Below are 22,991 nucleotides of genomic sequence, written 5' to 3' on the forward strand. Positions count from 1 at the left end.
ACGCGGATGCCGTCCTAGAGAAAGCTCTCGAACGCGAGGCGCTGTGCCGGCGTCAAATGCAGGCCGTGCTTGGTGCGCCGGTCCAGGAAGTCGGCAGGCTTCCTGGCCCACTCCTTCTCGCGGAGATAGACCGCTTCGCATTCATAGAACTCACCGCCGAAATGACGGCCGAGGTCGACGGCGCTGCGGACCGGCCCCAGCAGTTGGCGCGCGCGCGTCCCATAGAGACGGGCATAGTGATGGATGAGCATTCGCGGCAAATCGGGATAGTCGCGTGCCAGGCCGTTTGAGAATTCATCGAAGCTGCCGCCGATGTCGCCGCCCGGCAGCGGCCGATGCGCGGTCCAGGCCGACGACAGCTTCGGAAACCACGGCGCGAGGCGCTGCAGCGCCTGCTCCGCCAGCCGGCGGTAGGTCGTGATCTTGCCGCCGAAGATCGAGAGCAGCGGCGGCATGCCCTCGGCGCCGTGAACCTCGAACACATAGTCGCGCGTCACCGCCGACGGATTGTCGGCGTTGTCGTCATAGAGCGGCCGGACCCCGGAGAACGCGTGCACGATCGCGCTCGCCTGCGGCGGCGTCTGGAAATAGCGGCGCAAGACCTGCAACAGGTAATCGGTCTCGTCCTCGCCGATCGCGACGTCCTCGGCGCGGCCGTGATAGGGAATGTCCGTGGTGCCGATCAACGCGAGACCGTCCTCATAGGGGTTGACGAAGATCACCCGGCGATCGCTGTTCTGCAGCAGATAGGCCTGCGGCCCGTTCCAGAATTTCGGCACCACGATGTGGCTGCCCTTGACCAGCCGTACGCTCTGGGCGGAGTTCAGGCCCGCCACGCCCTGGATGACATCCTGAACCCACGGCCCGGCGGCGTTGACCAGCGCGCGCGACCGCACGACCTGCGTTGTGCCGTCATCGCCGTGCATCTCGAGCAGCCAGGTCCCGCCGTCGCGGCGCGCACGCACCGCCCGCGTGCGCGGCAGGATGCAGGCGCCGTTCTGCGCGGCATCGATCAGATTGAGGATCACCAGCCTGCTGTCATCGACCCAGCAGTCCGAATATTCGAAGCCTCGCCGGAACTCCTGACGCAGCGGCGCGCCCTCCGGAGCGCGCGACAGATCCAGGCTGCGGCTCGCCGGCAGCTGCTTGCGGCCACCGAGATGGTCGTAGAGCAACAGCCCGGTGCGGACCAGCCACGCCGGCCGCTGCTCCGGCGAATGCGGCAGCACGAAGCGCATCGGCCAGATGATGTGCGGCGCCGACGCGAGCAGCACCTCGCGCTCGATCAGCGCCTCGCGCACCAGGCGGAACTCGTAATATTCGAGATAGCGCAGCCCGCCATGGATCAGCTTGCCCGAGCGCGACGAGGTGCCCTCGGCGAAATCATCCTTCTCGCAGAGCAGCACCTTCAGCCCGCGGCCGGCGGCGTCGCGGGCGATGCCGGCGCCGTTGATGCCGCCACCGATGACCGCGATATCGACCAGCCCGTGATCTTTACCTGCGACCGGCGCAGTGCCCGTCATCGCTTGCTGCTGCGCCGTTTCTCGGCGCGGCGCGGCGCTGCCTTTGCCGTTGCGCGGGCCTTGTTCGGCTTCGGCGCCTGCAGACCGTAAGTGGAGAATCCCTTCGCGGTGTCGGCAATCTCCTCGTCGGTCAGGATGACGCGCGAATCGAGCGCCAGCGAGAGGTAGTACTGCCGCGCGATGGTCTCGAGCTCGACCGCGAGCCACATCGCCTTGTCGAGATTGGCGCCGAGCGCGATCATGCCGTGATTGGCGAGCAGGCAGCCGTTGCGTCCTTCGAGCGCCGCGATCGCATGGTCGGACAATTCCTTGGTGCCGTAGCGCGCATAGCCGGCGCAGCGGATCTCGGTGCCGCCGAACGCCGCCATCATGTAATGGCAGGCCGGGATCGGCTTGCGCGCGATCGCGAGCACGGTCGCGTAGGTCGAGTGAGTATGGACGATGGCGCCGACATCGGGCCGGGCGCGCGTGATGTCGAGATGGAAGCGCCATTCGGTGGACGGCTGCAGCGGCCCCTCCCACGCGCCATAGTCGCCCTCGAGCGGCATCGAGGCGATCATCTCCGGCTTCATCGAATCGTAGGGCGTCGCCGACGGCGTGATCAGCATCCGGTCCTTGTAGCGGGCGGAGATGTTGCCCGATGTCCCCTGGTTGAGACCCGACGCATTCATCCACCGGCACTTGGCGATGATCGCCTCGCGCAATTGTCGTTCCTCACGGGTCATACGAACTGCCTTTCTCTTCAGCACGGATTGCGTGGCGGCTCGCCGGCCAGGAAGCGGCGAACCTCTTCGGCCGCCTGCCCGGCGGCCACGGTGACGGTGCGCACGGAAGCGCCGGCGATGTGCGGCGTCAGCGTGACGTTGGGAAGTCGCAGCAGCGGCCAGTCCGCCGGAACCGGCTCGACCGCGAAGGTGTCGAGCATGGCGCCGCCGAGATGCCCCGATGCCAGCGCATCATGCAGCGCATCATAGTCGACCAGCGGACCGCGCGCGGTGTTGATCAGGAACGCGCCCGGCTTGATCCGCGTCAGCGCCTCGCGCCCGATGAAACGGGTAGTCTCCGGCGTCACCCGGGCGTGCAGCGTGACGACGTCGGCGCGGCCGAGCAATTCGCCGAGCGCGACATGCTCGACGCCGTCATTGCGGTCCTGGGCGCTGAGCTGGACATAGGGGTCGGCGACCAAAATCTTGCAGCCGAAGGCCTTCAGCAGCTTGACCACGCGGCTGCCGATCGCGCCATAGCCGACGATGCCGATCGTCATCTCGCCGAGCTCGCGCCCGGTACGGTCGGCCCGATAGAGATCGCCCCGCCATTCCCCACCTCGCAGCGCCTCGTGACCGCTGCGGATCAGGCGCGTCTCCGCCAGAATGGCGCCGATGGTGAACTCTGCGACCGCACCCGCATTGCGGCCGGGTGTATTGACCACCAGCACATCGTGGTCGCGCGCCGCCTGCATGTCGATGTTGACCGGGCCGCCCCGCGACACCGCGATGAACCTCAGCTTCGGCAGCCGCTCCAGCATCGACCGCGAGATCGGCGCCAGATGCGTGACGAGCAGCTCGGCATCGCCGATGAAGCCGATGATCTCGTCGGGCTGCCCCATGAACTCCTTCAGGCCATCGAGCTTCGAGCCGGCGTAACCGTGCTCCATCGGCTCGTCCGGCCAGGGCTGCTCCAGGGTGCGGATGTCGACGCCATCGCCGCAGGCTGATCGGATGTGCTCGGCGAACACCGAGGGCAGCATGAAGCGGTCGCCGACGATGGCGATGGACTTAGACATGATCGCCTCCGGCGCGCAGCGCGGCGAGTTGCTTCCAGACCGGCCGCGACGCCAGCCTTGCCTCGAGATAGGTCGGGAAGATGCTGGCATAGCGCTTCGCCAGCGCTGCGTCCGGCGATTGCGGCGCGCTTAGATGCGGCGCGACCCACTGCTCGGCGCATGCGCGCATGTCGGGATAGGCATCGATCGCGACCGCCGCGATCATCGCAGCGCCCGCCGCGCCGGCCTCGGCACGGCTGCAAATCCGGACGTCGCAATCCAGTGCGGCCCCGAGGATGGCGCCGAGCGCACGGCTCTTCGCCGCGCCGCCTGTGATCCTGACATCGCGCGGCAGCGACCCCATCGCCGCGTAACAATCCCGTGCGGCGAAGGCCAGGCCCTCCATCACGCCGCGCATCAGGTCGCCATAGCGGTGGCGCGAGCGCAAGCCGAAGAATTGCGCGCTGGCCTCATGCGCGACGAACGGACCGCGCTCACCGGCATCGGAAATGAAGGGATGAAACAGCACCTCGCCGGGCCTCGCTCGCAGCACCTGATCGTCGAGCCGGCGGATCAGCTCTGTGCGCGTGCGCGTCACGCCTTCCGCCGCCAGCATGTCGCGGGCGAGATCGAGCATCCAGTCGATATTCAGCGTCGCCGCCATGTTGGACTGCATCTGGGCATAATGACCTGGCACCGGGAACGGCATGGTGTAGCCGGTTGCCTCCCGATTCAGCGTCACCGCGTCGGCGCTCGGAACCAGCCGCATATGCATGCCGGTCGAGCCGATGATCGTGCAGCCGACATCGGGTGACGGATCGTAGAGCCCGGCGCCGAGCGCATTGCAGATCACGTCGACATAGCCGAGGCAGACCGGCACACCTTCCGGCAGGCCGATCTCGATGGCGGCGGCCGCTGTCAGCGGATGCGTCATTACCGCGCCGTCGACGACCGGCGGGAACAGGCGCGTCAGGTCGGCGATACCGATCAACCGTGCGGTCTCCGCATCGAACGCTCGCCTGCGGAAATCGCCGCAGGAGAAGGTGGCTTCCGACGGATCGGTTGCGCGTTCACCGGTGAGCAGGAAATAAAGCCAGTCCTTGCAGTGGAAGGCCGTGGTCGCGCTGGCGATCGTGTCGGGCATATGGGCCTGCAGCCACGCCAGTTGCGGCCCCTGCTGGCAGGCATTGAGCCCGGAACCGGTGCGACGGTAAAGGATCGCGTTGTGCTCGCTGCCGCGGATCTCCTCGACCAGCCGGCCGGCGCGCGAATCCAGCCACAGCAACGCCGGCGCAACCGGCCGGCCGTCGTCATCGATCAGCCAGGTGCCGTCGCCCTGCCCGGTCACCGCGATCGCCGCGATCCGCGCCGACAGGTCGGGCACTGACTTCGCCAGCGCGCGAATAACCGCGACCGTGTCGCTCCAGGTCCGCGCCATATCCTGCTCGACATGGCCGCCGGCCAGGCTGCTATACGCATTCGGCCGCGAGACATCGGCAAGCTGCTCGCCGGTCAGCGTGAACGCCACCGCCTTGATCAGCGAGGTGCCGGCATCGATGCCGATGATGACGTCGCGGCTTGCGGAAGCGGTCATCGTCACGCTCCCTCCGCATGGCGAATGCAGGTCCCGTCGCTGCCAAAGATGTGCAGGTGACGCGGCTCCAGCGCGAACGAGATTACGTCTCCCGGCCGCGCGGCGACGCGGCCCGGCGTGACCGCGATCAGCATGCGGCCGCCGCAATCGCCCGCGACATGCGATTGATCGCCGAGCCACTGGTTGGAGACGACCTTGACCCTGACGTCACCGGTTCCGACCACAATCTTCTGCGGACGAATGCCAATCCGGACCTGCGGCGCGGCAGCGAGCGTCTTCGCCGCCTCAACGTCGAGGCCGGCGCCGGCGATATCGAAACGCATGTCGGTTCCGACCGACAGGCGGAAGCCGCCATCCGAGCGCGTCACCTCCGCGTCGAGCAGGTTCATCGGCGGCTCGCCGATGAAGCTCGCGACGAACAGATTGGCCGGCCGGCCCTTCAGCTCCTTTTCGCTGGCGAATTGCTGCAGCACGCCGCCTTCCATGACAGCGATGCGGTCGGCCAGCGCACTCGCTTCGGTCTGGTCGTGGGTGACGAAGATCGCGGTCATGCCGCGCTCGGCAAGCAGGCTCTTGATCCGGCCGCGCAACACCGCGCGCAGCTGCGGTTCGAGCTGCCCCATCGGCTCATCGAGCAGATAGAGATCGGCGTCCCGCACCAGCGCACGCGCCAGCGACACGCGCTGCTGCTGGCCGCCTGAGATCGCGCGCGGATAGCTGTCGAGGATGTCCTCGATCTCGACCAGACGGGCAATCTCGTCGACACGGCGCGTTACCTCAGCGCGCGGCAGCTGCGCGGATTTCAGCGCAAACGCGATGTTCTCGCGGACCGTCAGCGGCGGATAGAGCGAGTAGCCCTCGAAGGCCATCGCGACCTTGCGCCGCGCTGGCGGCAGCTCGTGGATCCGCCGTCCGCCGAGCGCAATCGATCCGGCCGAGACGTCCTCGAACCCTGCGATCATGCGCAATGTCGAGGTCTTGCCGCAGCCCGACGATCCCAAAAGCGCGACGATCTCGCCCTTCTCGACCGCCATATCGAGCGCGCGCACCGCATGCACCGGCTCCTTGCCGCGGCTGCGATAGACCTTGTCGATGCCTCGTAGCTCGAGCATGTCCATGACCATCCGCTCCTATGCCGCCTTGAGCCGGTGCGACGCCCCGATCCGCAGCCCGGTCGCGCGATCGAACAGCATCGCCGCGTCGGGCGAGAAGCGAACGAAAACGGCATCGTCGGCCGCGCCTTGCGGCGCATCCGGCGGCAGCGCCGCCAGCCATTCCGTTCCGTCGGCCAGACGGAGCAGCAGCACCGCCTTCTCGTGCATCGGCGTGATCGCGAGAATGCGCGCCGGAACGGCGTCATCGGTGGACGCGGAGGAGACCGCGAGATCCTCGGGCCGGACGCCGAGCCAACATGCACCGGCAGGCGCCGCGCCATCGGCCGCCCCGAGCCGCATCCTGGCGCCGGCGACCGTGGCCGACAACGTGCCGTGCTCCGCCACTGGAGATACCTCGGCGAGGTTGATGGTCGGATCGCCGAACAGGCGCGCGACCGCGACCGATGCGGGTTGGGCATAGATATCGGTCGGCGTCGCGACCTGCGCGAGCCGGCCGTCGATCAAGACCGCGATGCGGTCGGCGATCGCCATCGCCTCGCGATAGTCCTGGGTCACGTAGAGCACCGCCGCAGTGCCGCGGCGCAGCAGGTTCGGCAGCTCGAGCCGCATCTCGTAGCGCAGCTTGGCGTCGACATTGCGCAGCGGATCATCCAGCAACAGGACATCCGGATTGCCGATCAGTGCCCGTGCCAGCGCGGTGCGCTGCTTCTGTCCGTTCGACAGTTCGCGCGGCGCGTGGCCGAGCACGTGCTCGATCTTGAGCAGCCTGCTGATCGCGGCAACCCGTCCGGCGACATCGCCGCCGCCGGCCCTGGCGCGCAGGCCGCTTGCGATATTGTCGCGGGCGGTCATGTGCGGGAACAAGGCAAAGTTCTGGAATGCCATGCCGATCCCGCGCCGCTCCGGCGGAGCACCGACGACCGAGCGGCCGCCGATCAGGATGTCGCCGTCGTCGGGCTCGAACATGCCCGCGATCATGCGCAGCAGCACGGTCTTGCCGCTGCCGGACGGTCCGAACACCGCCACGATCTCGCCGGGCTCGACCGCCAGCGACAATCCGTCGGCGGGCCGTGCCGCACCGAATGCCTTGCTCACCGAGTTGATCTCGAGACGCGCCATCGGATCAGCCTTTCACCGCGCCGAGCGAGAGACCCTCGACCAGGTAGCGCTGCGCATAAAGCGCAAGCAACAGCGTCGGCGTCACCGACAGCACGATCGCCGCCGCGATCTGGCCGTACTGGATACCGGACGCAGTGACGAAGGCGAGCGCGCCGACCGTCACCGGCTGCTTGTCGGCGGAGGCCAGGATCAGCGCGAAGACGAAATTGTTCCAGCAGAAGATGAACGACAGCAGCCCCGCCGCGGCGATTCCCGGCCCTGCCAGCGGCACCGCGATTCGGGTGAAGGCCTCGCGCCAGGAATGCCCGGCGAGCCGGTAGGCATGCTCGATATCAGGGCTGATATCCTCGAAATAGCCGCGCACGATCCACAGGATCAGCGGCAGCGCGATCAACTGATAGACCCAGACGATCCCGAAGTAGGTGTCGTTCAGACCGAGCTCCTGGTAGTACAGTGACAGCGGCAGAAGCACGAGCAGCGGCGGCGCAAAGCGGAACGACAGCAGCGTGAACGCGATGCTCTCGCCGAGGCGGAATTTGAAGCGCGCAAAGGCGTAGGCCGCCGGCACGCCGAGCAGCAGCGCCAGCAGCACCGCTGCGCTCGACAGCACGACGCTGTTGAAGAGATTGCGCATGAAGGAGATCTGCAGATTGCCGGCCGCGGTGCGCAGCTGGCCGGAGATCAGCGCCTCGTAGTTCGCAAGCGTCGGCTCGAACAGGATTCGCGGCGGGATCCGCAGGATCTGCTCGTTGGTCTGGAACGACATCAGGAAGATCCAGACGATCGGAAACATGAAGAAGATCAGGATCAGCGTGAGCGCCACGCCGCGGAAGATGCGACCGGCAAGGCTGGAATGTTCCATCGCGCCCCTCCCCGTCACGCGTGGCCGTGCGCACGCGCGCGCAACCGCAGCCAGTTCTTGATGAAGATATTCGACAGGATGTTGGTGATCAGCCAGAGGATCATCAGCAGCGCCGCCGATCGGCCGACATTGGTGTACTGGAAGAATTCCAGATAGGCCTGCACCTGGAACACCATCAGCCGGTCGCCCGGCCCGCCCTGCGTCATCGCATAGATGATGTCGAACTGCTGGATCGAATCGAGCAGGCGGAACAGCGACGCCGTGATGATGTAGGGCGCGAGCATCGGCAGCGTGATCCGGAAGAAGACAAAGCTAGCCGGCACGCCGTCGAGCGCCGCGGCCTCGAACGGCTGCCGCGGCAGCGAACGCAGGCCCGCCAGCAGCAGGATCATGATGAAGGGCGTGTAGACCCAGACGTCGACCAGCACGACCGTGAACAGCGCACTCGACGGATCGGAGGCCCATTTGAAGTCGGTGACGCCGAACAGACCGACCAGATAGGACAGGATGCCGAAGCTCGGATTGGTCATCAGCTTCCACATCAGCGCGGCGATCGCCGGCGCCGTCATCAGCGGCAGCAGCAGCATGATCGACACGGCGTTGTGGAAGCGGGTCGGCCGGCGCAGCAGCAGCGCGATGCCAAGACCGAGCAGCAGCTCGAGCACGACCGTGAGCGCAGTATAGGTGATCGAGACGCGGAACGTATTCCAGAACGCCGGGTCGGACAGGAAGTCGATATAGTTTCCGGCGCCGATGAAGCCGCGCAGATAAGGCAGGTTCAGCCGGTAGCGCTGCAGCGAGTAGACCGCCGCGGTCACGAACGGAACCAGGATCGCCACGCAGACGAGTAGCGCCGGCAGGCTGAGCAAATAGGGCAAGAGGCGCACGCGCGGCCTTGGTTTGGCCGGCGCTGCCTGCGCGTTCGTCTGGAGAAGTTGGACCATGCTCATGATGATAAGAGATCGCGTTCGGCTGGCAAACGCCGCCGGCTCGGATGGGACAAGGGTCCGAGCCGGCGGATGGGTGCGGTGCGGGGGATCAGGCACCGCACAGTTGATCCGTCAGCCGAGACCGGCCTGCTTGAGCTGGCGGTTGATGCTGTCGGCGAGCTTGTCGAGCCCCTCGTCGACGCTGACCTCCTTCGCCACCATCTTCTGCAGCGAGGCGGCCCATTCGGTCGTCAGGTCGAAGAACAGCGGCTGCGCCGTGAAGTAGATCTTGGCGCCGGGCGACGACATGTCGTGCTGCTCGAGATAGCCGGGATAGGATTTCGCGATGCGGTCGCGGAATTCGCTGTCCTTCCACACCGATGCGCGAACCGGATTGACGAAGTCCATCTTGCGCGCGCCGAACAGATCGTGCTCGACGGATGCCGCCCACTGCATGAACAGCCAGGCCGCCTCCTTCTGCTTGGAGAAGCTCGACATCGCGAGCGACCAGATCCAGACGTTCGGGGTCGGCGCCTTGGCGGCCGGATTGGCCGCGAACGGCGCGTAGCCGAGATGCCCCTTCTCCTTGTTGTCGCCGCCGTTCATGAAATAGCCGAGAATGTCGGCGTCGAAGATCATGCCCGAGGCGCCGGCACCGAGGTCGGTGCCGACCTGATACCAGGTGTAGGTCGACCAGTTCTTCGGGCCCGAGGTCTGGATCATCTTGACCCATTTGTCGTGGAAATCCTTCGAGGCCTTGGTGTTCATCGCGGCCTTCAGCTTGCCGCCCTCAATCACGAAATCCTTCTGACCGAAGTTCGAATAGGCCGACAGGAAGCCGGGATGGATGGTCGCCCAGGAGCGCGAGCCGCGCACGCCGACGCCGTAGGGACCGCCGGCGTCCTTGGTGATCTTGGCCGCGACCTCCAGCATCTCGTCGAGGTTCTTCGGCGGCTTGACGCCGACCTTGTCGAAGACGTTGCGGTTGTAGGTGATGTTGTTGAGCTCATAGCCCCAGGGGATGCACCACTGCTTGGCCTTGCCCGAGCCGAGCTCGGAGCCGGCGACGCCGTCCCACGCCGTCGAGGCCCGCAGGCCCGGCAGCACGTCGTCCCAGGCGAAGGCCGGACTGGTCTTGGCCGGATCCTTGATGTAGGTGTTGAGGTCTTCGATCCAGCCCGCCGGACCATAGGTCCAGGTCATGTAGGCGCCGGTCATGAAGGCATCGTACTGGTCCGACTTCGACGACAGCGCCGCCGTCACCTTGTCGAAATAGACGTCCTCCGGGAAGATGTCGTAGGTGACGTTCATGCCGGTGAGCGACTTGAACGCCTCGATGTCGCCGATCATCGCATCGACGTAGGGGTGCTTGTTGAGCAGCAGCTTGACGCTCTTGCCGCTCTGCGCCTTCCAGTTGAAGTCGGCGGCCATCGCCTTCGACATCGAGGAGGCGAAGGCGGCGTTGGCGGCGATGCCCGCGATGCCGAGCTTGGCGGCGCCGTCCAGGAGATCGCGGCGGCTGATGCGTTTGGCAGCGTAGGAGTCGAACAGATTCTTCTCGCGATCGAACATGTATTTCCTCTCCTTGTTGACGCTTTGTTTTATGTGTCCTTCCGGGTCTTGCTTCTTGTCTTGCCGGATGTGGTCTCCGGCTTGTCGGTGGCGAGCGCCTTTGCGGTCGCTTCGTCGATGATGAGGCCGTGCAGCACGCCGCTGCGCAGCACGCCGCGCAGCGCGGTCACCTTGGCCGGCCCGCCGGCGATGGCGACGATCCGGTGCTTCCTGAGATCCGCCATGCTCATGGAGGTAGCGCGGGCCGACAGATCGGTGTCCAGCACCGTTCCGTCGGCGCTGAAGAAATGTCCGAGCAGGTCGGCGCAGGCACCGACGCGCTTCAGCTCGACGACCTCGTCGGGCTTGATCATGCCGCTCGACACCAGGAAGCCGTCGCGGCTGACCTGGCCGATGCCGACGAACAGCAGCGAGGCCTTGCGCGCCAGCGCGAACACGTCGGCGATGCCGAATTGCTGCATCAGCACGGCGCGGTCGGCGACCGAATTGGCGAACACCGGCACCGGCAGCAGATAGGCTTCCGCGCCGGTGCGCTCGGCGAGCTTGTGAATCACGTCGAACGGATTGGCGGCAAATTTCCGCGTCAATCCGCCGAGCAGCGACACGAATTGCGCGTCGCGCGCCGGCGTCTGCGGCATCTGCTCCACGACCGCCGCGAGCGTGCGGCCATGGCCGAAGCCGATCACCTTGTCCTGGCCGCGCTCCAGGATCTGGCGCAGGAAGCTCGCGCCCTCCAGCGCCAGCGCCTTCAGCGGCAGATCGCCCTCGCCGAGATCAGGCGCAACGCGGCAGAGCGAGAGGCCGAAGCGCTGCGCGAGATCGTTCTCGAGCGCGACGCATTCGGCGACCGGCCCCTCGACGAACACGCGGATCATGCCCTCGCGGCTGGCGCGCGCGATCAGGCGATGCGCCTTGGTGCTCTGGATGTTGAGGCGGTCGGCGACCTCCGACTGGGTGAGCCCCGCCGCGAAATACAGCCACGCCGCGCGCGTCGCGAGCGACGCCTCGCCGTCGATCACCGGCAGCCTGTCGGGCGGGGGTGCCATATCAGGAAAAGTCCGCTTGCAAATTTCTTCACGTCCTGCAAAAAATTGCAGAGGCCGAACGGGGCGTCAATCCCCCAAACGTGCTGCAGCGCAACCAACATCGACGCGCGCGCACCAGAGAGCGATGAGGTCGCATGGGAGGTTTGTATCTCGGCATCGATGTCGGAACCGGAGGCGTGCGCGCCTGTGCCATCGATGCGCAGGCCGGCATCCGCGGCTTCGCATCCGTCGCGCTGCCCGCACCGCGCGTCGACGGCAACGCCATCGACCAGACACCGGAGCTGTGGTGGCAGGCCGCGTTGGCGGCCATCCGCAAGCTCGGCGACACCGTCGGTCTCGGCGACGTCACGCGCATCGTCGTGGACGGCACGTCGGGCACGCTGCTGCTGGTCGACGCCGCTGGCCGCCCCTGCTCGCCGGGTCTGATGTACAATGATGCACGCGCCACGCGTGAGGCGACGCGCGTCGCGGCGGTCGCCCCGCGCGAGAGCGGCGCGCATGGCGCGAGCAGCGCGCTGGCCAAGCTGCTCTATCTGCTGAGCCATGACTATATCGGCGATGCGCGCCACGCCGTTCACCAGGCGGACTGGATCGCCGGCCGGCTCGCGAGCCATCACGGCATCAGCGACGAGAACAACGCGCTGAAGCTCGGCTACGACCCGGTCGCGCGCGTCTGGCCGCCCTGGCTCGACCAGCTCGGCGTGCGCGACGATCTGCTCCCCGAAGTGCTGGTGCCTGGCACGCCATTTTCCGAGATGGATCCGCAGATCGCGCGGTCGCTCGGACTGCCGCCCACAGCGCAGGTCGCAGCCGGCACCACCGATGGCGTTGCGGCCTTCATCGCGACGCGCGCCGACCAGCCGGGCGATGCTGTCACCTCGCTCGGCACCACGCTGGTGGTCAAGCAGCTTGCGACCCAACCGATCTTCGCGGCCGATCAGGGCGTCTATTCGCACCGGCTCGGCGAGCGCTGGCTTGCCGGCGGCGCCTCGAACTCCGGCGGCGCCGCGCTGCTGGTGCATTTCACCGCCGCCGAGATGGAACGGCTGGCACCGCAGCTGACGCCGGACCAGCCGACCGGGCTCGACTACTATCCGCTGCCAAAGCCCGGCGAACGCTTTCCGATCGCTGATCCAACGCTGGCCGCGCGGGTCACGCCGCGTCCAGTGGAGGATGGCCGCTTCTTCCAAGGTCTGCTCGAGGGCATCGCCTCGGTCGAAGCCCTCGCCTACCGCCAGCTGGCGCGGCTCGGGGCGCCGCGCCTGCGCCGCGTCATCGGCATCGGCGGCGGCGCGAAGAACGACGCATGGACCCGGATCCGGCACCGCGTGCTCGGCGTTCCCGTCTCGGTCGCCGAGCAGACCGAAGCCAGCTACGGTGCCGCGCTGCTGGCGCTGAACGGAGGTCCGCCATGAAGGCCGACGCGACCGCGATCGCCGGCCTTCACGCCATCGCCGACCGCTTCGATCATGTGCTGCTCGACCAGTGGGGCACGCTGCATGAGGGACTTGCGGTGTTCCCCGCAGCGCTGGAGTGCGTGGCGCGGCTGCGCGAAGCCGGCAAGCGCATCCTGATCCTGTCCAACTCCGGCAAGCGCGCCGCCAGCAACCAGCGGCGGCTCGCGACGCTCGGCCTGCCGCGCGATGCCTATGACGGCGTGTTGTCCTCGGGCGAGGTCACCTGGCGCGGCCTGCATACGCGCGAGCAGGCTCCCTTTGCCGAACTCGGACGCGCCTGTTTCCTGATCTCGCGCGACGGCGACCGCTCGATCGTCGACGGCACCGACCTTGTGGTGGTCTCGAACATGCGCGAGGCCGATTTCATCCTGCTCGGCGGGCTCGACGATGATGCAGCAGAGCCCGAGCGGTGGCGTGCGCAACTGACCACGGCCGCCGCACGCCAACTGCCGATGCTTTGCGCCAATCCCGATCTCGTGATGTTCGGAGTCGCGGGCCTGATCCCCGCGCCGGGCGCACTCGCCGCATTCTATCATTCGCTCGGCGGCACCGTGCTGTTCGTCGGCAAGCCGTATCCGCCGATGTTTGCCGCCGCGCGCGATCAATTGGGGCATCCCCCGCCGGACCGGGTCCTCGTCATCGGCGACTCCCTCGATCACGATATCGCCGGTGGACGGACCGCCGGCATGCTGACCCTGCTGATCGGTTCCGGCGCCCACCGCGCGACGCTTGCGCAGGCGAGCGATCTGCCGCGGGCCATCAAGACCGTGGCCGGCACGGCGGCGCGGATGCCGCACTGGACGATGGACCATCTGACCTGGTGAGAACAGCCCCGATGCGACCGCCTCAAATGCTGGATGAACTGCGCCGCATGTCGGCACGCGTCGGCAGGAATATCCTGCTCGTGCAAGGCGCCGGCGGCAATTCGTCGGTCAAGGATGGCGACGTGCTGTGGGTGAAGGCGTCAGGCACCTGGCTCGCCGATGCCGAGGACAAGGAGATTTTCGTCCCGGTCGCCTTGTCGGCCGCGCGCGCGGCGCTGATGCATGGCGACGAACGCGTGCCGCTGGCGCCGAACGCCGGGACAACGCTGCGCGCCTCGATCGAGACCTCGCTGCATGCGCTGATGCCGCAGCGGATCGTGCTGCACGTCCATTCCGTCAACACCATCGCATGGGCGGTGCGTACCGACGCCCGCGACGAATTTGCCCGGCGCCTGGACGGACTGGCGTGGCGTTATCTCGACTATCACCACCCGGGGCTGCCGCTCGCGCGCGCGGTCAGCGAAGCGATCGCGCAGGATACGGTCGACGTCCTGATCCTCGGCAATCACGGATTGGTGGTCGGTGCGGCTACCTGCGACGCGGCGGAGGCATTGGTCGCCGAGGTCGAGCAACGCCTCGCGCTGGAGCAGCGCGGCGCACCGGCGGCAGATCATGACGCGCTCCGCACGATCTGCGCCGGCACCAATTATCGCCTGCCGCGGGATCCTCGCGGCCACGACATCGCCACCGACCGCTACAGCCGCGCGATCGCGACCAGCGGCTCGCTTTATCCCGATCACGTCGTCTTCCTTGGCCCAGGCCTGCCGATCCTGGAGCATCGCGAGAAGCTGAGCGTCATGATCACGCAGACCACCGCGAACGGCCTGCCGCCGCCGGTGGCCCTCCTCGTCCCCGACCTCGGCAGCCTGATCCGCGAGGATGCGAGCGACGGCGCGGAAGCCATGCTGAGCTGTCTCGCATTGGTCACCTGCCGCCTGGCCCTGACCGCACGGGTCAATTATCTGACCGCAGAGAGCGAGCATGCACTGCTGAACTGGGACGCCGAGCGCTACCGCCAACAACTGACCGCCGATCGCTGACCGTCGGTCCACCGAAGCGCTCGGTGCTTCATCCCTTCTCGGCGGAGAGAAACAGGCGATAGGCCGGATTTTCGCTCTCGTTCCAGTAGGGATAGCCGAGCGCATCCAGCGCCTGAACGAACCGGGTGCGCTCGCGAGGCTTGACCTCGATGCCTGCCAAAATGCGTCCGTAGTCGGCGCCGTGATTGCGGTAGTGAAACAGCGAAATATTCCAGTCGGGCGCCAGGCTCTCGAGGAATTTCAGCAGCGCGCCGGGACGCTCCGGAAACTCGAAGCGGTAGATGACCTCGTCCTTGAGCAGCGGCGCGCGACCGCCCACCATGTAGCGCACATGGTCCTTGGCCATCTCGTTCTCGCTGAGATCAAGGATCGGATAGCCTTCGCGCCGAAGCAGCTCCATGACTTCCCGCTTCTCGACCTCGCCGCGGCTCAGCGCAATGCCGACGAACAGTTGCGCCGGCGCGGTGGTCTCGGCAAAGCGGTAGTTGAACTCCGTGATCGCGCGCGAGCCGAGGATGCGGATGAAGTGCCGATAGCTGCCCGGCTTCTCCGGCACGGTCACGGCAAGCAGCGCCTCGCGATGTTCGCCGACCTCAGCGCGGTCCGCAATGGTGCGCAGCCGGTCGAAATTCAGATTGGCCCCGCTGTTGACGGCAATCAGGCTGCCGTCACTGAGCGCGCCGCGCTCGGCGTAGGCCTTGAGGCCGGCGAGCGCCAATGCCCCGGAGGGTTCGGCGACCGATCGCACGTCGTCGAAGATGTCCTTGATGGCGGCGCACATGGCGTCGGTGTCCACCGTCACGACCTCGTCGAGCAGGTCGCGGCAGAGCCGGAAGGTCTCGGCTCCCACCTTGCGGACCGCGACGCCGTCGGCGAACAGTCCGACCTGATCCAGCGCGACGACATTGCCCTTGGCAAGCGCGGCCGCCATCGACGCGGCGTCAGCCGGCTCGACGCCGACGACCTTGATCGACGGGTTGAGGAATTTCACGAAGGCGGCCACGCCGGCCGCCAGTCCGCCTCCGCCGATCGGCACGAAGATCGCCTCGATCGGATCGGGATGCTGGCGCAGGATCTCCATCCCGACCGTTCCCTGGCCGGCGATCACATCGGGATCGTCGAACGGATGCACAAAGGTCAAACCACGTGCGGCCTCGATCTCCCTGGCCTTGGTCTGCGCGTCGTCGAACGTATCGCCATGCAGGACAACGTCACCGCCCAAACGCCGGACGGCCTCGACCTTGATGGCGGGCGTCGTCCTCGGCATGACGATCGTCGCCGGAATCCCGAGCTTGCGCGCCGACAGCGCCACACCCTGCGCATGATTGCCCGCCGAGGCGCAGATGACGCCCAGCCTGCGCTGCGCGTCCGGCAGCCTGACGATCTTGTTGTAGGCGCCGCGAAGCTTGAACGAGAAGATCGGCTGGAAGTCTTCCCGCTTCAGCAACACCGTGCGCGACAATCGTTCGGAGAGCCGCGGCATGGGATCGAGCGGCGTCTCGACGGCCACGTCGTAGACACGGGCGGTCAGGATGCTTTGGGCGTAGTCACGGAGCGCGTTGGCGGCGGTGGTCATCGGGTCGCTGCTGTCGATGGGGAGGCAATCGATATCGGTTGCACCTCCCCATCGTCGGCGCCGACCCGGCGAGCGGACGGCACGAAGCCGGTCGCAGGCATCCGGTTCGAAGCATCGCATGACCGGAAGCTGGCGTGAAGCAAAAGACCGCCGGGTCAATCGCCTGGCCGAGCGCATATGAAGCCGCTGCAAAAATATCGAAAACAACCCCATGCAAAGTAGCCGGCGGCGGCCGGCGCCGACCGGGCGACTTGACACGTCGGGCAACTCAGGGATATATTTCTAATATTCCGAAAATCGTCAGCGAGCGCCTCCATCTCGGCTGAATCGGGGACCCAGCCAAGAATGCCGCCCTCGCGCTGACCGCTTCACGCCATAAGAGTGGACGAATTCCATCCCCTGCCATGGTCTCCGGGCGCCTCCCAGCCCGATTCCGTGACGATCAGCGTATCCTCGAGCTTGATGTAGCCGCGCACCGGATGCAGCAGCGCGGTCTCGATCGAGATCACCATCCCGCGTTCGAGCGGCCGATCAGCGTCATACGGCGAATAAGGCACCGGACCTGTTGCAGTCAGGCGCGGCGCTTCGTGGCTGACAAGCCCAATGCCGTGTGCGGTGAAGTCGAGCACGGCACGATGCGGAGAGGATCCGACGACCGCCTCCCCCGCCGCAATGATGTCGCCCCCCATGACGCCCGGCCGGATCGCGCGCCGGGCCACCTGCTGGATATCCTCGATCTCTTGCAGCAACTCGCTCAGCTCGCTGTCGGGCTCACCCAGGATGCCCATGCGGCTGAGGTCGCCGATATAGCCCCGGTAGTTTCCTCCGGAATCGATCGAGATCACGTCGCGCTCAGCAAGAAGCTGGTTCGACGGCGCGCGGTTATGGCTCTTGCCTGCGGCAATCAGGCAATATTCGAAGACCAGATCACGTTCCTGCTCCTCACGGCGCAAACGAGCGACGACGTCGTTCTTGGTCATACCGGGTGCGCACCCCTTGAATGTGGCCATCATCGCGTCGACGACCCGTTCGGAAGCCTCTCTGATGAGGTCCAGTTCGGCGGGAGACTTGACGGCACGAAGGCGTTCCAGCGTGAAATGGGCCTCGCGGAACTCGACGTCGCCAAGGCCGGCATGCAGATGATCCCTAGCGTCGGCCGGCAGGAAGGCTGCCTCGTTGCCGATGCGCCTGGCCGAGCCCGCGAGCTTCCTCACATGATCGATGGCGAGGCCGATCGCATCGATCGTTCCCCATGCCTCCGCCTTGACAATCGGCGTCCATATCCGTCCGAGCGCGTGCTCGAACTTTTCCATCCGGTTGCCGATGTAGGCGGAATTCTCCGGGTGTCCCTTTTGATAGACGAACACCGGCAGATAGCGGCTGGTGCCTATCGCCTCCATGACGTCGAAGAAGAAGAAACGATATCCACCGAGCAAATACTGCACATTGTGACGCGAGGTGACGATCAGGATGTCGAGCCCTGCCTCATCCATCAGCCGATCGAGCTTTGCAGTATCGAACGGCGCTGCCGTTGCGATTGTATCCAGCGCATGATCCATCGTATGCCCTTTCGTCCTTCACTGTCCCGCTGCCGCTTTTGCGGCCAGCGACTTCGGTGCGGCGCTCGCTCCCGCTTTTTCGCCGAACAGGGCGACCGGACGCCCGTGCGGCTCGACGCCGAGGAACGTAAAGGCGAGCCCGATCAAGAGGCCTGCGCCGGCAAGAAAGCAGAACGCCGGCATCACCGCCGCGGCGGTCGCACCTGGATGCACGAGATTGTCCGCACCGGCGATCAATGCGAGACACAGGGGACCTACGATCTTGCCGATCCCGTTCGAGAGCTGGGCCAGGCCGACCGCGCGTCCCGAAAGCTGAACCGGGAAGATTTCCGCCGGATAGGGCCCGATGTTCGAAAACCCACCGTCGAAGAACACGGCGCCGACGATCAGGAAGACCAGAAACAACGGTACCGTGCCGGCAAAGTCGTTGTGAAAATAGGCGGCGAGCGCCAGCGAAACCGCGGTGCCGTAGCCCATCAACTGGCCACAGGGCTTGCGGCCGATCCGATGGGCGAGGAAGGCGAAGCCGGTCCGGCCGAACACGCCGGCGAGGCTGACATAGATGAACATCTTCGCCGCATCCTGGGGAGAGACGCCAAGCAGCAGCGCCACAATCGTCGGTCCCCACAAGAACACACCGTAGTTCGCCGTGCTGGCGCCGAACCAGATCAGGACGGTCAGCCAGAAGCGCCGTTGCTCGGCAAAGAGATCGGCAAATGTCGCGGAGCTCGCCGGCGGCAGCGTGGGCAGGACGAACGCATCGCCACCGACCCGATAGAGTTTTCGGATGCTCGCCTGCGCCTCGCGGACGCGACCCTTGCTGATGAGCCAGCGTGGCGATTCCGGCATGATGATCATGGTCAGAATCCCGAGGATGATCGGCAAGAAGCCGACCGCCGCCAATCCACGCCAGCCAACCAGCGGCAGCAGGAAGCTCGCCGTCACCGATGCCGAAAGCACGCCAAAGGCGACCGGAACGACCACGAGGCTCGTGACCAGCGTCCGATGACGGGTCGGCGCAAATTCGACGATGGCAGGAACCGCCGCCGCCGCGCCCGCGGCAAGGCCGAAGCCGACGAAGAAGCGCAGGATCGCAAACGCAACCCAGCCGTCTTCCGGAATGAACGCGATCGCACCCGAGGTCAGGCCGCAGAGCAGAACGCCTGATATCGCCAGCGGCTTGCGCCCGAAACGATCTGCGAGGACGCCCGCGACGAACGCTCCCAGCATCGCCCCGATACCGGCGCTCATCAGCATGATCGAGGTCTGCCCAAACGTCAGGTGCCATTTCGGCGCCAGCACCGAGACCAGGAATCCGACCACAAAGAAGTCGAAGAAATCGACCACGCCGGTTACGGCGAAGATGATGATCGATAGCCAATAGCGCGCCGTCACCGGCGCTTCATCGAACGGCACTGCGTTCGCTTGCTCAGCCATGGTTTCCCCCTGTTGTTGTCAAGCCGCCTTCTTGTTTGAATTCAGAAATGCCGTCACCGCCTCCGCAACCCGCTCGGGGGCCTGGATCGACGCGACGTGACCGGCGTCCGCGATCGCCTTCATCTCGACGGAGGCAAGGTCGCGGGCGAGCGCAAATGTCTCTGGATTCGGGATCAGCCGGTCGTCGCTGCCCACGAGCAGCAGCGTCGGGCGATCGAAGCCGGTCAGATCGGCAGCGACAGGCTGTGCGAGCAAGGCGCCGCGTCGTGCCTTCTGACCCTCGTCGCGGCTGGAGCCGCGGAAGATGTCGATGAGTTCTGGCCGCGTGCGCAGATAGTCCGGCGGGAAGAAGAACTCGGCGATCTTCGGTGCGTTGCCGGCGGTGTCCGCGCGGTAGGACGCGAGGGTGCGGAAGGCCTCCGCATTGACGTCGAGCGGGCTTCTGTTGACCTTCCATGTGCTGCTCAGGATCAGGCGATCGATACGGCCGGGATGGCGAGCCGCCAGCACCTGCGCGATCTGGCCGCCCAGCGAGGCGCCGAACACATGGACTCGATCGTAGCCGAGGCCCGTGATCAAGGCCGCGGCATCGTCAGCCAAATCGGCCAGCGAATAGGCCGACGCAGGATTCCTGGTGGTGCCGGAGTCGCGCTGGTCATAGGCGATCACCGTGAAGTTCGCCGCAAGGACAGGCGCGAGGCCGTCAAACATCGAATGATCGGCCTCGCCGCCATGCAGCAGCACAATCGGTTCGCCATGTCCGGTCTTCTCAAACGCCGTGACGACGCCGCTCGCTTCGAACGATTGCATCGGAGCCTCCGTCAATGCAGCAGCGTTGACAGCGCGCCGGCCAGTTCCTTCGCCGGATCCGACGGCAGCCACGGCATCCGCCACGCCACATGTCCATCGGGGCGCACCAGCACGGCGCCGCGCATGCCCAACTGGAATCCGTCCGCCGGATCGGCTGAGGGCAACTGCTTCAGCGACAGCGGCAAGGCGGTCTTCTCGGATACCTGTTTTCCCGCTTCCAGCCACTCGTGGCCGAGTGGGCCCGCGACGACGGTGAACGCCTTGTCGAACCAGTCGAGCGTCGATTTCTTGCGCGAAGGCTCGAGCCACATATGCGGAAAGCGCGCGCCGGGACGGTCGGTCGGCGTGTAGTAGCGCGAGTTCAACGCCTTCGCGACCGTGCCATCGGGGATCACCGCGCCCTCCTCGTAATTGTGGCCGAGGTTCTGGCCGATGCTGTGCAGATGATTGTCCATATCGTTGATCCAGAACCTGATCCGGTCCGGATTGCGCGATCGCACCGCGTCGTCGGTCAGCCCGAAACGCAGCCTGTTGCCGTAGCTGAAATTGGCATTGGACTGTGCGATCGGGCGGCGTTCGCTGGAATAGCTGTCGAGCAGCTTTTCATCCGCCAGACCCTTCAACACGAAGGCGAGTTTCCAGGCGAGATTATGCGCGTCCTGAACGCCGGAGTTCAGGCCGAATCCGCCGGTCGGCGGAAAGCGGTGCGCACAGTCGCCGACGAGAAACACCCGGCCCTTTCGAAAACTCTCGGCCACCTGCATGCTGACACGCCAGATCGAGCGGTTCAGAAGCGTCACATCGAGGTCGGGAATGCCGACGTGGCCGCGCGCGATCTCGATGAATTCCTGGTCGGTCCACGGCCGCTCGCGATCGTCCTTGGTCAGGCCGATTTGGGTCACGGTCAGCCAGCGATCGCGGCCATTGGTGTTCAGGATGCCGGCGCGCGGCAGATCGGGCTTGTCCGGGACGATGATGAAGCCGGCGGCCTCGCGCGCGATCGGAAGCCGCGAAAGATCGGCACGCCAATACTCGTTCGACATGACCGCCAGCGTGGACGGCCCGACCATCTCGATGCCGGCGCTGCGCCGCGTCTGGCTGCCCGCGCCATCGGCTGCGATCAAATATGTCGCCGTCCATCGCGTCACTTCGCCGGTCTTTTCGCAACGCGTCGTGACGTTGACCCCGCTGTTGGTCTCCTCGAACGATTCACAGGCCGTGTTGAACAGGACCGTGGCGTGTTTGGACTTTTCGACCACCCGCAGGATTTCCTCCTCGACGGCGTCCTGGGCGACCAGACTCTTCCAGGCGGGGGTATGACCGACATTCGGTTCGGGACGGGTGCGGCCGAATTCGTGACCCGCGATGCTGTCGAGGAACACGAACATGTCGGAGTTGTCCTGCAGGCCGCGGTCGCGGATCGCCTGCTCGATCCCCCATTGCCGGAAGATCTCCATGGTGCGGACCCAGCAGCCGCGCGACTTGGGATGATCCGTCGTCGTCGCGCTCTTCTCGACCACCACGCAGTCGATGCCGAAGCGATCGAGCAGCAGCGACATCGCAAGGCCGACCGGCCCGCCGCCGGCGATGAATACGGACGTCTGGCGTGCCTCATCGGTGGCGATGCCCATCCTCGTCTCTCCTCCGTTTGATCGTTGCGAGGAGACTGCTCCTTTTTTGGTATCTCACAAGAATATGTTTGATATGGTATCCATCTCGATTTGAGATGGAGTGCCCGTCATGGACCTGCGGCAGATCCGCTATTTCGTCGCCGTCGCCGAGCGTGGCGGCTTTGCCGCGGCGGCGAGCACGCTGAATGTCGCCCAGTCGGCGCTCAGCCGCCACGTCAAGGAACTCGAAGACAAACTCGGCGGCGCCTTGCTCGAACGCGGCGCACGCGGGGTCTCGGTCACGGAATCCGGCAAGGTGCTGCTTGCGCGCGGGCGCTGGCTGCTTGGGACGATCGACGACATCAAGGCCGAGGTGCGCACGGAAAATCGGGAGCCGAGCGGTACGGTGCGGATCGGCGCGCCACCAAGCCTCGGCGATATCCTCTACCCGCCGCTGGCCCAGACCTTCGTCAAGCAATTTCCACGCGTGCGGCTCGAGCTGAGCGAGGGCCTGACCGAGAGCGCATCCGAGCGCCTGCTGCGGGGTGAGCTCGATCTGGCGATCGTGACGACGCCGCCGCCTAACGACCACCTCGACTATGAATTGCTGATCGTCGAGCAGGTGTTCCTGATCGGGCCGTCGCGCGACCCGCTGCTGAAGCGCGGCCGGCTGACCCGCAAGGAGTTCGACGCCTTGCCATCCGCCGTCGCCCCGCTCAGCCGCAACCCGTTCCCGTCGACCATGCTATGCGCGGTGCGGGTCGACAACAGCACACCGATGAAGCGCATGGTGGCCGCAGGCCTCGGCTATGCTTTGCTGCCCTTCTCGGGCATTCACCAGGAAGTGGCCGCCGGCGCGCTGTCGGCGGCGCTGTTGCCCTGGATGCGCGCCGAGCGCGTGCTGGCGCTTCCGCGCGGGCGGCCGGTGAGCCGGGCAACGCGTGAAGCAATTGCCGTTCTTAAGAAAATCTGCCGCGCCCTGATCGATGAGGGAATTATCCTGACGGTGGCGACGCGCAAAGCCTGAACGCGCCGCTCCACGCCAAGCGGTCTGCTCATTCCTCGCTGTAGTCCGACGCGCGAGCCGTATCCGTTGCGTCCGGCTCCAGCTTCCGATCGACCAATCGGCTTGACCATAGTTGTCATGACAACTATA

General features: G+C 66.1%; 19 protein-coding genes. 4 read left to right on the forward strand and 15 right to left on the reverse strand.

Going from position 1 to position 22,991, the window contains the following annotated elements:
* Positions 1–14 precede the first annotated feature (14 nt).
* The 10 genes from XI02_RS33060 to XI02_RS33105 form a co-directional block, all read right to left on the reverse strand.
* A complete protein-coding gene (locus tag XI02_RS33060; RefSeq protein WP_172647312.1) occupies positions 15–1,523 on the reverse strand; it encodes a glycerol-3-phosphate dehydrogenase in 1,509 nt (502 codons plus the stop codon).
* Entirely contained in the window at positions 1,520–2,248 is a 729-nt protein-coding gene (locus XI02_RS33065) for a class II aldolase/adducin family protein (protein WP_172647311.1), read from the reverse strand. Before XI02_RS33065 ends, XI02_RS33060 begins: the two co-directional genes overlap by 4 nt.
* Positions 2,249–2,265: 17 nt before the next feature.
* Positions 2,266–3,306 carry a 2-hydroxyacid dehydrogenase gene (locus XI02_RS33070; protein WP_172647310.1) on the reverse strand — a complete coding sequence of 347 codons (1,041 nt, stop codon included), beginning with the start codon at positions 3,304–3,306 and terminating at the stop codon, positions 2,266–2,268.
* Entirely contained in the window at positions 3,299–4,879 is a 1,581-nt protein-coding gene (locus XI02_RS33075; RefSeq protein WP_172647309.1) for an FGGY-family carbohydrate kinase, read from the reverse strand. The genes XI02_RS33070 and XI02_RS33075 overlap by 8 nt, the downstream gene beginning before the upstream one ends.
* 2 nt (positions 4,880–4,881) lie before the next feature.
* Positions 4,882–5,997 (reverse strand): ABC transporter ATP-binding protein, encoded by a 1,116-nt coding sequence (locus XI02_RS33080; protein ID WP_370142870.1) that lies wholly within the window; start codon positions 5,995–5,997, stop codon positions 4,882–4,884.
* A 12-nt stretch (positions 5,998–6,009) separates the two neighbouring features.
* Complete coding sequence (locus tag XI02_RS33085) at positions 6,010–7,113, reverse strand: ABC transporter ATP-binding protein (protein ID WP_172647308.1); 1,104 nt, start codon at positions 7,111–7,113, stop codon at positions 6,010–6,012.
* Positions 7,114–7,117: 4 nt separating this feature from the next.
* The gene (locus XI02_RS33090) at positions 7,118–7,975 is read right to left on the reverse strand and encodes a carbohydrate ABC transporter permease (protein WP_018273209.1); all 858 of its coding nucleotides are present in this window, start codon (positions 7,973–7,975) and stop codon (positions 7,118–7,120) included.
* Between the two features lie 14 nt (positions 7,976–7,989).
* The gene (locus XI02_RS33095; RefSeq protein ID WP_026193201.1) at positions 7,990–8,919 is read right to left on the reverse strand and encodes a carbohydrate ABC transporter permease; all 930 of its coding nucleotides are present in this window, start codon (positions 8,917–8,919) and stop codon (positions 7,990–7,992) included.
* Between the two features lie 117 nt (positions 8,920–9,036).
* Positions 9,037–10,476 (reverse strand): extracellular solute-binding protein, encoded by a 1,440-nt coding sequence (locus XI02_RS33100; protein WP_018273210.1) that lies wholly within the window; start codon positions 10,474–10,476, stop codon positions 9,037–9,039.
* A gap of 29 nt (positions 10,477–10,505) precedes the next feature.
* Positions 10,506–11,522, reverse strand: coding sequence for a sugar-binding transcriptional regulator (locus XI02_RS33105; RefSeq protein ID WP_016846934.1), 1,017 nt, complete (start codon positions 11,520–11,522; stop codon positions 10,506–10,508).
* 134 nt (positions 11,523–11,656) lie between these two features.
* Here XI02_RS33105 and XI02_RS33110 point away from each other — a divergent pair, with 134 nt between their 5' ends.
* The 3 genes from XI02_RS33110 to XI02_RS33120 are packed head-to-tail and all read left to right on the forward strand — an operon-like array spanning position 11,657 to position 14,843.
* Positions 11,657–12,937, forward strand: a complete 1,281-nt coding sequence (locus XI02_RS33110; protein WP_172647307.1) for an FGGY-family carbohydrate kinase — start codon at positions 11,657–11,659, stop codon at positions 12,935–12,937.
* Positions 12,934–13,803 carry a TIGR01459 family HAD-type hydrolase gene (locus tag XI02_RS33115; RefSeq protein WP_069278542.1) on the forward strand — a complete coding sequence of 290 codons (870 nt, stop codon included), beginning with the start codon at positions 12,934–12,936 and terminating at the stop codon, positions 13,801–13,803. Before XI02_RS33110 ends, XI02_RS33115 begins: the two co-directional genes overlap by 4 nt.
* Positions 13,804–13,814: 11 nt before the next feature.
* A complete protein-coding gene (locus tag XI02_RS33120) occupies positions 13,815–14,843 on the forward strand; it encodes a class II aldolase/adducin family protein (RefSeq protein WP_172647306.1) in 1,029 nt (342 codons plus the stop codon).
* A gap of 28 nt (positions 14,844–14,871) precedes the next feature.
* On the opposite strand, the gene ilvA is transcribed toward XI02_RS33120, so the two are convergent.
* From ilvA to XI02_RS33145, 5 genes are all read right to left on the reverse strand, one after another.
* The gene (ilvA, locus tag XI02_RS33125) at positions 14,872–16,419 is read right to left on the reverse strand and encodes a threonine ammonia-lyase, biosynthetic (RefSeq protein ID WP_172647305.1); all 1,548 of its coding nucleotides are present in this window, start codon (positions 16,417–16,419) and stop codon (positions 14,872–14,874) included.
* Between the two features lie 368 nt (positions 16,420–16,787).
* Positions 16,788–17,978 carry a Xaa-Pro peptidase family protein gene (locus tag XI02_RS33130; protein WP_172647304.1) on the reverse strand — a complete coding sequence of 397 codons (1,191 nt, stop codon included), beginning with the start codon at positions 17,976–17,978 and terminating at the stop codon, positions 16,788–16,790.
* Positions 17,979–17,996: 18 nt separating this feature from the next.
* On the reverse strand, positions 17,997–19,415 hold the full coding sequence (locus XI02_RS33135) for an MFS transporter (RefSeq protein WP_172647303.1): 1,419 nt from the start codon (positions 19,413–19,415) through the stop codon (positions 17,997–17,999).
* Positions 19,416–19,433: 18 nt separating this feature from the next.
* The gene (locus XI02_RS33140) at positions 19,434–20,225 is read right to left on the reverse strand and encodes an alpha/beta fold hydrolase (RefSeq protein WP_069278546.1); all 792 of its coding nucleotides are present in this window, start codon (positions 20,223–20,225) and stop codon (positions 19,434–19,436) included.
* 11 nt (positions 20,226–20,236) lie between these two features.
* Positions 20,237–21,856 (reverse strand): FAD-dependent monooxygenase, encoded by a 1,620-nt coding sequence (locus tag XI02_RS33145; protein WP_172647302.1) that lies wholly within the window; start codon positions 21,854–21,856, stop codon positions 20,237–20,239.
* Between the two features lie 109 nt (positions 21,857–21,965).
* On the opposite strand from XI02_RS33145, the gene XI02_RS33150 reads away from it, so the two are divergent.
* Positions 21,966–22,862, forward strand: coding sequence for a LysR family transcriptional regulator (locus XI02_RS33150; protein ID WP_172647301.1), 897 nt, complete (start codon positions 21,966–21,968; stop codon positions 22,860–22,862).
* Positions 22,863–22,991 lie beyond the last annotated feature (129 nt).

The sequence above is a fragment of the Bradyrhizobium sp. CCBAU 21365 genome (assembly GCF_015291305.1).
In the GTDB taxonomy this organism is placed as follows: Bacteria; Pseudomonadota; Alphaproteobacteria; order Rhizobiales; family Xanthobacteraceae; genus Bradyrhizobium; species Bradyrhizobium elkanii.